Source organism: Hansschlegelia beijingensis, from assembly GCF_045505405.1.
Taxonomy (GTDB): domain Bacteria; phylum Pseudomonadota; class Alphaproteobacteria; order Rhizobiales; family Methylopilaceae; genus Methylopila; species Methylopila beijingensis_A.
Genome location: NZ_JBJKEX010000075.1, coordinates 1 through 11723, shown reverse-complemented (window position 1 = coordinate 11723; position 11723 = coordinate 1). Strand labels below are relative to the sequence as shown.

The window sequence follows — 11723 nt, the reverse complement described above, 5'->3', positions numbered from 1 at the left end:
GGCGCTCGCCAAGGCTCCCCGCGGCGGCGCCGCGCTGATCGATCCCGACGCATGGTCGGTCGAGCGCCGCGTCGTGGCGCGCGATCTGCTCGACGCCGGCGACGCTCGAGGGGCCTACGCGGTTCTCGTTCGCGACGAGCCGGCGTCCGATACCGACAAGGTCGAGTCGCACATGCTTGCCGGGTTCATCGCGCTCCGCGCGATGGGAGACGGCAAGACTGCGCACCGCCATTTCTCGACCGTCCTGAGCGAGGCCACGATTCCCGGCACCACCTCGCGGGCCCTGTACTGGCAAGGGCGCTCGCTCGAGGCGCTCGGCGATCTGCGCTCCGCGCGTGTCGCCTATGAGAAGGCCGCGCGCCATGTGACGAGCTACTACGGCCAGGTGGCGCGGGCCCGGATCGGGCTGCAGGAGCTGCCGATCCGGTCTCTGCCGAACCCCACGGCGACCGACCGCGCCACTTTCGGCGCAAGGCTGTCGGTTCGTGCGATCGACCTGCTGTACCGCGCCGATCAGAAGGAACTGGCGCTGCCGCTGGTCGGAGCGCTCGCCGGGGACCTCAAGAGTCCGGGCGAGGTCGTGCTGCTCGGCGCCCTCACGCAGCGCTACAAGGATCCTCGCGCGACGCTTGTCGTCGGCAAGGCCGGCCTGAACAACGGCTTTGCGGTCGACGCTCTCGCCTATCCGACCGGGGGCATTCCTCGCTTCCAGCCGGTCCCCGGCTCGATCGAGACGCCGGTGGTGCACGCGATCGCTCGCCAGGAGAGCGCCTTCAATCCCAAGGCCGTGAGCCACGCCAATGCGCGCGGGCTGCTGCAGTTGCTGCCCACGACCGCGGCCAAGACCGCGCGCAACGCGGGGGTCTCGTTCGACGCGAAGCGGCTGACCTCTGACGCGGCGTTCAACGCGCAGCTCGGCGCGGCTCATCTGGGCGAACTCGCCCGCGCCTACAACGACAGCTACCCGATGGTGTTCGCCGCCTACAACGCCGGGTCCAGCCGGGTCACCCAGTGGATCCAGCGTTATGGCGACCCCCGGCGGCCCGACACCGACCCGGTGGACTGGGTCGAGCGGATCCCCTTCGCCGAGACGCGCAACTATGTGCAGCGGGTGATGGAGAACACCCAAATCTACCGCACCCGGCTGAACGGCCGCACGGCGCTGATGATCGACCGCGACATGGGCCAGCGCTCGGGAGACAGGACGGCCGGCCGCTGAGCGGATCCGGTTCCCCCGCCAAGAAAAACGCCCGGCCGGTAGCCGGGCGTTTTTCGTTCTAGAAGGCCACCTGGGTCCGGAAGCCGATCACCTTGGCGTCCTTCAGGCGACGGTTCGGCCGGTTCGGGTCCGGGTCGCCGCCGCCGGGGCGGACGATGTACTGGAAGTACGGCTGGAGGTTCAGCCAGCCGGTGACCTTCGCCTGGTACGAAGCCTCGATGGCGATTTCCGAGGAGCGCACCGGGCCGCCGGCAGCCCGGTCAGCGCGCTGCGCGTCCTTGCTGATGTGAGCGTAGCCGACCGCCACGCCGAAGACGTCGTCCGGACGTCCGGGCGTGAAGCCCTTCGCGTTGAACCCGCCGTCGAAATAGTAGTCGATCAGGTTGCGGTCGCTCTGCGGCGCCACGACCGCCCGGGCGAAGACCGAAAGGCTCTGGGCCGGCCCGGACGGCGTCGGGTTCTTGAGATCCGCATCCTCGCCGCCGGACTGCCAGAGGGTCTGGTCGATCACGCCGTAAACCGCGTAGTCGCCCTTGTGCCGGATCGGATCGCCCGCCCCGTTCACCCGTCGCAGATCGTCGAAGTGCAGCGAGTTGTACCAGGCGCCGACCTTGTAGGTTCCGGGCAGCCCGGAGAGCTCCGTCTTGTAGATCGCCTCGCCGATCGCGAACGCGCCGTCGTTCACGGGGAAATCGAGATTGTGCTTGTTGACGTTGTCGCGGCCGGCCGGATCGCCGTTGAAGAGGCCGGCCTGAACGCTGAACGCATCCGTGAAGGCGTAGGACGCGTAGACGCCGGGCGTCGGCACCGGATAGGCCGGCCCGCCGCTGTAGAGGTCGACTCCGTTCAACCCCGGCCAGCCGAAGGTCGAGTTCACGAACAGCGATGCGGTGTCGCTGGTGATGAAGTCGCTGTCCGCAGCGAGCTGGCCGATCTTTAAGACGAGCTTGTCGTCCAGCAGCGTCTGCTTGAGGTAAACCTCGCCCAGCAGGTTCGCGTGCGGGTACTCGATGTTGGAGATGCCCAGCAGGTTGCCGGTCTCGTGGGCCGTGATGCCATGTCCGCGGATGAAATAGGCGCCGGCGTAGAACTCGCCGCCGGTCCATCCGACCAGCTTCTCGAGATCGAGCGTCAGGCCAAGCTGGAGCAGGCCCGTGAAGCCCTTGCCCTTCTTGAGGCCGCCGCCAAGGTTGTAGGAAGAATCCGCGGTCAGATCGATGTCGATCTCGACGCCGGCGTCGCGCAGCCGGCTCCGCGCGCCCCCCCAATCGCCGGTCAGCTTCTCGCGCTCGAGAATGTCGCCGGTCAGCTGCGGCGGAGCGTCTTCGTCCGCGAGCGCGGACGGCGCAGAGAGCGCGCCGTAGCAGAGGATCGATGCGGATAGGCCGAGCGCCAGCCTGGCGCGGGGTGAGGAGCTCGCCGAAGTCATAAGTCTATGTCCACCGCTGCGCGACGCCCCCGGTGAAAACGGGAGACTTCGCTACGACCCCGCCAGGAACCGCTAGATGGCACGCTAGACGGCGGTCAGCCACGAAACAACGACGTGGCGACCGAAAGGACAGTCCTGATGCGCTTTGAGATCGTCCAGTCGCGAATATGCAACATCGGGACGTTCTTTGTATTTATACTGACTCTAAACAGACTATCCCTGTTCCAAACGAAAACGGCCCCGCCGAAGCGGGGCCGTTCGAGTATTGGTCTGACAGTTGGATCAGAAGTCGCGCTGGACGCGGAAGCGGCCGATGACTTCGTCCGTGTCGCGGAGGTTGTAGGTCGCCGAACGCTTGGTGACCTTCACGTAGTTCACTTCCGCGCCGATATCGAGCTTCTTCACCGGGCTCCAGATCAGGTTGCCCGTGAGGGCGTAGGCGGCCCAATCGTTGCCAGCGCTCTTCACGTTGACGTCGATGTAGCTGCCCTGGACGGACGAGCGCCACTTCGGATCCCAGTAGTGCAGCAGGCCGAGGTTGAAGGCATAGGCCTCGGTCTTGCGGATCTTGCCGCCGGCACCGACCTCGAAGTCGACGAGACGGTTGGCGCGCTCGATGTTCTGGGTGTTGGCGATGCCCTGCACTTCGTCGCCCGAGGTGCCGAAGCCGAGATAGGACAGCGAGCCCGAGGAGTAGCCCGCGGAACCCCAGATGTAGTCGCCCTTGGCGAGAGCCGGCAGGTTGATCTTGACGCCGACCATGCCGCCGTAGCCCCAGGCGGTGTCGCGGTTGGTCAGCACAGCGGGGACGCCGCCGGTCTGCTCGGTCGTGATGTTGTGCGCGAAGCCGGACAGCTGCGCCTCGCCCCAGCCCTGCTGGACGCGGAGGTTGCCGACGATGTCGGGGTACTTCTGCTCGTTGTAGTTCGGGGTCACGAAGCCCGGCTGGCCCGGGGTGGTCGCGATGGCGCGACGAGCGGTGCCGTCTTCGATCGCGATGCTGGCCGAGAAGCCGCTGCCGAACTCAACCGTGTAGCCGATCAGGGCGAGGGTGCGATCGGAGACGTAGGGGTTGGCGAAGGTCGCGTAGGGCTTGAAGTCCCAGAAGGAGTCCGAGAGACCGGCGGTCAGACCCGCGAACTGCACGAAAGCCTTGTCGAACAGTGCGTCGTCGCCGTTGATGTCGCTCTGCGCCACGGCGTTGTTGCCGCCGGACTGACGCTGGAACTGGGCGCGGATGTAGGTGCGCAGCGTGCCGTACTCGGTGTCGGTGCGGGCGTCGAACCAGAGGCGGGCGCGGGCGCGGAAGCCGGTGTTGTTGTTCGGCTTGGTCCCGGCGAAGGTCCTGCTGACCTCACCTGCCGAGAAGTCCAAGCGGGCGAAGCCGCCAATCTGGAGACAGGTCTCGCTGCCCGGGATGTAGAAGAAGCCCGCGCCGTAGGCGTCGCAGACCTTCACGTACTCGACGGGCTCAGCGCCCGGAAGATCGGCGGCCTGCGCCCCCGAGAGCGCCACGAAGGCAGCAGCGGAGCCCAGCGCCAGGCTCTTGACCAATTTCATTGTTGTCCTCCAACCCCCGAGATCGACAGCTTCAGGCGTCGGCCCTCGGGCCGAACGTTGACATCAGAAGACCGCCGACCCCCGACGATCACCCCGCGACGACCGAACCGGCGCCGCAAACTGACCATATGCGTGGCGCCGATGTGCGCAAGCGCGAACGCGATTGTGGCCGACCTGTGGAAGGGCTTTGCTTAACCCTGTGACTGGAATGCCACGAGTCTCGCGCCCGCCCGGCGTTTAGCGGGGTCGGAGCCGGGCGGAATTCATGGGGCGGTCTATCAAATCGTCGATTTCTTCGCCCGTTCCTGCGAATCGTGGGCCGCTTGACCTCGCCGGAGCCGCGTGAGCACGCTCGCCTCACCTTCCAAGCCGACCGAGTTCGCCTGATGCCCACCAGCAATGTCGCCGCTTTCCGCCCCGCCGCGACCAACAACCTCGACGCTTTCTGGATGCCGTTCACCGCGAACCGGCAGTTCAAGGACGCCCCGCGGATGCTCGTGTCCGCCAAGGACATGCATTACGTGGCCGCCGACGGCCGGAAGATCCTCGACGGCACCGCGGGGCTCTGGTGCGTGAACGCCGGCCATGGACGGCCGAAGATCGTCGAAGCGATCCAGAGGCAGGTCGCGGAACTCGATTACGCGCCTGCGTTCCAGATGGGTCACCCGAAGGCGTTCGAGTTCGCGAGCCGCCTGGCGGCGCTGGCCCCGACAGGCCTCGACCATGTCTTCTTCGCGAACTCGGGCTCCGAGGCCGTGGATACGGCCCTGAAGATCGCGCTCGCGTACCACCGGGCGCGGGGCGAGGGCCAGAGAGTGCGGCTGATCGGTCGCGAGCGCGGCTATCACGGCGTGGGATTCGGCGGGATGTCCGTCGGCGGGATGGTGGCCAATCGAAAGACCTTCGGCCTCGGCCTCCCCGGCGTCGACCACCTGCGCCACACGCATGATCCGGGGCGCAACGCGTTTTCCCGCGGCCTGCCGGAGCATGGCGCGGAACTCGCGGACGACCTCGAGCGGCTGGTGGCGCTCCATGGGGCGGAAACGATCGCTGCGGTGATCGTGGAGCCCGTGGCAGGTTCGACCGGCGTCCTGCTGCCGCCGCGGGGCTATCTCGAGCGGCTGCGAGCCATCTGCGACCGGCACGGGATCCTGCTGATCTTCGACGAGGTCATCACGGGCTTCGGCCGCCTCGGCTCACCCTTCGCTTCGGACCGCTTCGGCGTGACGCCCGACATCATGACCACCGCCAAGGGCGTCACGAACGGCGTCGTGCCCATGGGGGCTGTCTTCGCCTCGGAGGCGATCTACCAGGCCTTCATGTCCGGGCCGGAGCACATGATCGAGCTGTTTCACGGCTACACCTATTCGGGGCATCCGCTCGCCTGCGCCGCGGGGCTGGCGACGCTCGACACCTATCAGGAGGAAGGGCTCCTCACCCGCGCGGCGCGCATGGAGAAGCAGCTCGAGGATGCTGCTTTCGCGCTGCAGGACCTTCCGCACGTCATCGACATCCGCGCCATCGGCCTCGTGGCGGCCATCGAGCTTGAGCCGATTGAAGGGGAGCCGAGCCGGCGCGCCTTCTCGGCCTTCCTGAAGGCGTTCGAGAAGGGGCTCATGATCCGCACGACCGGCGACATCATCGCATTGTCGCCGCCGCTCATCGTGTCCGAGGCGCAGATCGACGAGATGTTCGGCACGCTGGCCGACGTGCTCCGCGAGATCGGCTGAGCGTCATGTCCGCCGATCGCCCCATCGGACGCGCCGCCTTTCTCGGCGGCCTCCTCGCCTTCATCACGCTCATCGAACTGTCCGTGGTCGGACTTGGTCATGCCCGCAGCCTGCGCGGCGACGCCAACATCCAGTATTGGGTGGTGGTGACGATCGTCGTCGCCGCGACGGTGACGGTCCTCTTCAGTCTGGCGCGTACGCCGGCTGCGACGAAGACCGGCGAAGTGATCCGCCGCGTGGCCGTCCCGGTGGCAGCGATAGGACTCGCTGTCTTCGTGTGGGAGACCGTGGCGCTCGGCGTCGGCGCTTCGGTATCGCCTCTGGAGCTCCTCGCCGCTGCGTTCCGCTGAACCGTCAGGCCGATTGTGACGCGGCGTCCGGTCTGTTACCGTGAGGCGTTCATCTCGGTTCCCGCAAGGGACTGAAAGGGAATCCGGTGGGAGGCGCAAGCCTCGAGTCCGGAGCTGCCCCCGCAACTGTGAGCGGCGAGCGGCGCGCCAAATCGAGGCCACTGGACCGACGGTCCGGGAAGGCCGGCGCACCGCAGCGACCGGCGAGCCAGGAGACCTGCCGGAGACGAAGAACGCCAGCGCCCTCGGTGGGAGGGCAAGAGAGGCTCTATGTCGAACGCCACTTCCCTGCCCCGGTCCTCCGCAGCAGGTCTCGTCCAAGCCCGCGCGCTTCCCATCGTGTCGGCCATGCTGCTCGGCGTCATGCTGATCGCCGGAACGGGCTTCGTCTCGATCTCGGCCGTTCACAACGCCGCCCACGATCAGCGCCACGCCATCGGCTTCCCCTGCCACTGAGGGAAGTCACGTGCACATCTTCCGGAACATCGTTTTCGTGGCGGCCATTGTCGGGCTCGCCGCGGGCCTGGTGCTGACTGCAATCCAGCAGTTCGGCACGCAGCCGCTCATCGTGAAGGCCGAGGTGGTCGAGCAGCAGCGCGAGGCGGCGGCGGAAGCGCAGCCGCACGAGCACGCCGCGGGAAACCACCATCATGAGGAAGGCGCGTGGGAGCCGGCCGATGGCGCCGAGCGTTTCGGCTGGACGCTCGTCGCCAATATCCTCAGCGGCGTCGGCTTCGCGCTGCTGCTTCTGTCCGCGAGCGAACTCAAGGGCGGACTGAAGTCGTGGCGCGAGGGGCTCCTCTGGGGCCTCGCGGGTTTCGCGGTCTTCACCCTCGCGCCGAGCGTCGGCTTGCCGCCTCAGGCTCCCGGCGTGGAGGGCGCGCCGGTTCTCGATCGCCAGATCTGGTGGGTGGCGACGGCTGCGGCGACAGCAATCGGTCTCGCGCTGATCGCCTATGGTCGCTCGCCTCTTGCGGCTTTGGCCGCTGTCGCGCTCATCGCCGCGCCGCACGTCGTCGGCGCGCCGCAGCCCACGGAGCCTCCTGCGATCCCGCATGACCTTGCGCATGGTTTCGTGGTCGCCGTGACCGTCACGGGGTTCCTGTTCTGGGCGACCCTCGGAGCGCTCGCGGGCGCTTTGCGGCCACGCTTCTCGGACGCCTGAGGGGCGGATGACCGCGCCCGCCCTGCGCGGGGTCACGCTTATCCTCGGCGGCGCCCGCTCAGGCAAGAGCCGCTTCGCTGAAGAGCTGGTCGAGGCGGCTGGCCTCGACCGCCTCTATGTCGCGACCGCCGCTGCTTATGACGAGGAGATGGGCGTCCGGATCGCTGAGCACAAAGCCCGGCGGGCCGGGTGGCGGACGGTGGAAGCTCAATTTGGGCTCGCCGCGGTTCTCAGGACCGAGTCGACGCCGGAGCAGGCGATCCTCGTCGATTGCCTGACCCTTTGGCTCAGCAATTTGTTGCTCGCCGGCGCCGAGCCGGCCGGTGAGGCCGAGGAACTGCTGGAGGCCCTGCGCGCCGCGCGGGGACCCGTGGTTCTCGTCTCCAATGAGGTCGGCTTCGGGATCGTGCCCGACAACGCCCTCGCCCGTGCGTTTCGGGACCATCAGGGGCGGCTGAACCAGCGTGTCGCCGCCCTCGCGGACCGCGTGACCCTGGTCGCCGCCGGCCTGCCTCTAGACCTCAAGCTCCCGAAGGAGCCGCAATGACCGCCTCCGCAAAGATCCCAGCGACCGTCGTCACCGGCTTCCTCGGAGCCGGCAAGACCACGCTGATCCGCCATCTGCTCGCCAACGCCGGCGGGCGCCGCATCGCGCTGATCGTCAACGAGTTCGGCGACGTAGGCATCGATGGCGAGGTGCTGAGGGCCTGCGCCAGCGAGGCCTGCGCCGAGGAGGACATCGTCGAGCTCGCCAATGGCTGCATCTGCTGCACGGTTGCCGACGACTTCATTCCCGCGATGGAGAAGATTCTGTCCCGCGGGGTCCAGCCGGATCACATCGTGATCGAGACCTCCGGCCTCGCCCTGCCGCAGCCGCTCGTGCGGGCGTTCCGCTGGCCGGAGATCGCCACGCGCGTGACGGTGGACGGCGTCGTGACCATGGTGGACGGCCCGGCGGTGCGCGCCGGCCGCTTCGCGCATGACGAGGAAGCGGTCGCGGCGCAGCGCGCGGCCGACGAGACCCTCGACCATGAAGATCCGATCGAGGAGCTGTTCGAGGATCAGGTGCGCTCGGCCGACCTGCTGGTGCTGCACAAGGCGGACCTCATGTCGGAAGAAGACGTCGAGGCGGTGAAGGCGGAAGTGCTCGCTCATGCGAGCGCCGGCGTCCGTGTGGTCGCGGCCTCGAATGGCGTGCTCCCCGCCGAGGTGCTGCTCGGGCTGACGGGCAATGTCGAGGACAGGATCGACGAGCGCCCGACGACGCACGAGATGGAGGGCGAGACGCAGCACGACCACGACGATTTCGAGAGCTTCGTCGCCGAAACGCCCGAAGCCGTCGACGCCGCCGAGATGGAGGCGCGCGTGCGCAAGGTGCTCGACGCGCATGACGTGCTGCGACTGAAGGGCTTCGTGCCGGTCGCCGGCAAGGCGGCGCGCCTCGTGGTTCAAGCCGTGGGCTCCCGGGTCGACGCATATTTCGACCGCCCCTGGCGCGAGGGCGAAGCCCGGCGGGGCCGGCTGGTCGTCATCGGTGAAAAGGGAATCGATCAGCGGGCGATCGTGGCCGCGCTCGCGGGCTGACCGGAGAACTCTATCGGCGCCCGGACGAGACGAAGCGGCCGATGGAATGAAGTGCAGGCGCTCGTGTCGGGCGCATTGGGGTTCGGGGTCCCGGCTCGGACCGGGACATGATGTCGAACTGGCTGGAAGCGCATGCATCTCCTGAAGGCCCAGGGACAGCCGATCGGCGACGGCGCGGAGGCGGTCGATCTCGGCCTGTCGCCGGCCGACATCGTGATCGTGTCTGCGGCCGACACCGAGATCGCCGGCCTCGCCACGGCGCATCAGGCGCTCGGGCCCGACGCCCCTAGCGTGAGGCTCGCCAGCCTTCAGAAGCTCCGCCACAACATGTCGGTCGACCTGTTCCTCGAGAACACCGTCGCGCGTTCGAAGCTGCTGGTGCTCCGGCTGCTCGGAGGCGCCCCCTACTGGCCGTATGGCCTCGATGAGAGCATCCGCGTCGCGCGGCGGCACGGGGTGAAGCTCGCCGTGATGCCCGGCTGCGGCAACGCCGATCCCGACCTGATCGCACGCTCCACCCTGCCTGCGCCCCAGGTCGAGCGGCTGTGGCGGGCGCTCGTGGAGGGCGGGCCGGACAATCTGGCGCTCACGTTGCGAGGCTGCGCTGCGCTACTGGACGGGCGGGAGGTCGAGGAGGAGCCGTCAGCCATTCCGGCCGCCGGGCTGTTCTGGCCCGAGATGGCTCGGCCGGAACTTGCCGCGATCCAGGCGCGCTGGCCGGACGACGCTCCGGTGGCGCCGATCGTGTTCTACCGGGCGCAGTTCCAGGCTGGCGACGTCGCGCCGGTGAATGCGCTCGTCGCCGCCCTCATGGAGCGCGGGCTCGGGCCGCTGCCGATCTATGTCTCGTCTCTCAAGGACGCCTCCGCCGCAGGCTTCGTGCGGGATATCCTTGCGGCGACCAAGCCTGACGTGGTGCTCAACGCGACGGCGTTCGCGGTTTCGAAGCCGGGAGCGGCTTGGGCCGCCACGCCGCTGGATTCGGCCGACGCGCCGGTGCTGCAGGTGGTTTTCGCCGGCATGGACCGCGCCACGTGGGACGCCTCCTCACGAGGGCTCGGCGCGCGCGATCTCGCCATGTCGGTGTCATTGCCGGAGATCGACGGCCGGCTCATGACGCGCGCCGTGGCTTTCAAGTCGGCGGGCCGGATCGACAAGGCCACGGAGACCGAAGTGGTCGCGTTCGAACCGGCGCAGGACCGCGTGGGGTTCGTGGCGGATCTCGCCGCCAACTGGGCGCGCTTGCGCGGCGCTGCCCCTGCGGATCGAAGGATCGCGCTCGTGCTGGCCAATTATCCGACCGGCGCCGCCCGGCTCGCCAACGGCGTCGGCCTCGACACGCCGCAAAGCACGGCCGTGATTCTGGAGACGCTGCGGAAGGCTGGTTATGTGGCTGGCGGCGCGCCGACCTCCGGTTCCCAGGTGATCCGAGACATGACGGAGGCGCTCGCGTGGAGCGCGGCGGCGGAGGGCGACGGCGGCGCGACGCTGTCGCTCGCCAGCTACCAGCGTTTCCTGTCAGGGATTCCGGCCGTGGCGCGCGAGAAGATCCTCGGTCGCTGGGGCGCGCCGGAAAATGATCCGGGCTTTGACCGACGCTCTGGCGGTTTCCGTCTCGCGCTGCGCCGCTACGGCAACCTCGTGTTGGGCGTGCAGCCCTCACGGGGCTTCCACGTCGACCCGAAGGCGGCGCACCACGACCCCGATCTCCCCCCGCCGCATGGCCACCTGGCCTTCTACTGCTGGCTCCGCGAAGCATTCGGCGCGCAGGCGGTCGCGCATGTCGGCAAGCACGGCAACCTGGAATGGCTGCCGGGAAAGGCTCTGGCGCTGTCGGAGGAGTGCTTTCCGGAGATCGCGCTCGGCCCCCTGCCCCACGTCTATCCGTTCATCGTCAACGATCCCGGCGAGGGCGCGGCGGCCAAGCGGCGCGCCGCGGCCGTCATCGTCGACCATCTCACCCCGCCTCTCGCCCGCGCCGAGGGAACGGCCGCGCTGCGGGAGATCGAGACGCTCGTCGACGAATACGCCGAGGCGCAAGGCCTGGACCCGCGCCGGGCGAAACTGCTGGGCAAGGAGATCCTGTCGCGCGCGGCCGATCTCGGGCTCGATCGGGACTGCGGCTTCTCGGTGGCGGACGACCCGGACGACGCGCTGACCAAGCTCGACGCCTTTCTGTGCGAGGTGAAGGAGCTTCAGGTCCGCAACGGTCTGCACGTTTTCGGCCGCTCGCCCGCGGGCCCGCGTCGCGCCGAACTCCTGGTCGCCCTCGCGCGCCCTCCGCGCGGCCCGCTTCCGGGTGACGCTTCCCTGATCCGCGCGCTCGCGGCCGATCTGGGGCTCGCCGGCTTCGACCCGCTCGCACCGGATTTCTCGGCCAGATGGGACGGGCCGCGGCCCGAGCCGCTGGCGAGAACAAGCCCCGACGCATGGCGAACCGTCGGCGACACTGTCGAGCGGCTGGAGAAGCTGGCGCTGACGCTGGTCGAACGAGCGGTCTCCCCAGGGGCCGCGAACAGCGACGCACCCTTGTGCTCAATGCCTCGAACCACGGCGGTGCTGCACGAGATAGCGACGGTGATCGCGCCTCGGGTGGACGCCAGCGGCGCGGCGGAGATCGAAGGCCTGTTGCGCGCCCTCGACGGCCGCTTCGTGCCGCCCGGACCCTCCGGCGCGCCGAAGATCG

At 68.5% G+C, this 11723-nt stretch carries 10 protein-coding genes and 1 riboswitch; of the genes, 8 read left to right on the top strand and 2 right to left on the bottom strand.

Going from position 1 to position 11723, the window contains the following annotated elements; all coding sequences use genetic code 11:
* Window positions 1-1219, top strand: a 1219-nt coding sequence (locus tag ACIKT0_RS07130) for a lytic transglycosylase domain-containing protein (protein ID WP_407104671.1), incomplete at its 5' end; no start/stop codon positions are given.
* Between the two features lie 58 nt (window positions 1220-1277).
* Here ACIKT0_RS07130 and ACIKT0_RS07125 read toward each other — a convergent pair.
* The gene (locus tag ACIKT0_RS07125) at window positions 1278-2648 is read right to left on the bottom strand and encodes a carbohydrate porin (RefSeq protein ID WP_407104670.1); all 1371 of its coding nucleotides are present in this window, start codon (window positions 2646-2648) and stop codon (window positions 1278-1280) included.
* Between the two features lie 282 nt (window positions 2649-2930).
* Window positions 2931-4208 carry a porin gene (locus ACIKT0_RS07120; protein WP_407104669.1) on the bottom strand — a complete coding sequence of 426 codons (1278 nt, stop codon included), beginning with the start codon at window positions 4206-4208 and terminating at the stop codon, window positions 2931-2933.
* A 386-nt stretch (window positions 4209-4594) separates the two neighbouring features.
* Here ACIKT0_RS07120 and aptA point away from each other — a divergent pair, with 386 nt between their 5' ends.
* The 7 genes from aptA to cobN form a co-directional block, all read left to right on the top strand.
* Window positions 4595-5938, top strand: a complete 1344-nt coding sequence (gene aptA, locus ACIKT0_RS07115; protein ID WP_407104668.1) for an omega-aminotransferase AptA — start codon at window positions 4595-4597, stop codon at window positions 5936-5938.
* Between the two features lie 5 nt (window positions 5939-5943).
* A complete protein-coding gene (locus ACIKT0_RS07110) occupies window positions 5944-6288 on the top strand; it encodes a hypothetical protein (RefSeq protein WP_407104667.1) in 345 nt (114 codons plus the stop codon).
* A gap of 38 nt (window positions 6289-6326) precedes the next feature.
* A riboswitch (cobalamin riboswitch) is annotated at window positions 6327-6527 on the top strand.
* A gap of 31 nt (window positions 6528-6558) precedes the next feature.
* Entirely contained in the window at window positions 6559-6744 is a 186-nt protein-coding gene (locus ACIKT0_RS07105) for a CbtB domain-containing protein (protein WP_183394163.1), read from the top strand.
* A gap of 10 nt (window positions 6745-6754) precedes the next feature.
* Entirely contained in the window at window positions 6755-7453 is a 699-nt protein-coding gene (locus ACIKT0_RS07100) for a CbtA family protein (RefSeq protein WP_407104666.1), read from the top strand.
* Between the two features lie 7 nt (window positions 7454-7460).
* A complete protein-coding gene (gene cobU / locus ACIKT0_RS07095) occupies window positions 7461-8000 on the top strand; it encodes a bifunctional adenosylcobinamide kinase/adenosylcobinamide-phosphate guanylyltransferase (RefSeq protein WP_407104665.1) in 540 nt (179 codons plus the stop codon).
* Complete coding sequence (cobW, locus tag ACIKT0_RS07090) at window positions 7997-9037, top strand: cobalamin biosynthesis protein CobW (RefSeq protein ID WP_407104664.1); 1041 nt, start codon at window positions 7997-7999, stop codon at window positions 9035-9037. The genes cobU and cobW overlap by 4 nt, the downstream gene beginning before the upstream one ends.
* 132 nt (window positions 9038-9169) lie before the next feature.
* A partial coding sequence (gene cobN, locus ACIKT0_RS07085) for a cobaltochelatase subunit CobN (RefSeq protein WP_407104663.1) occupies window positions 9170-11723 on the top strand: 2554 nt, incomplete at its 3' end.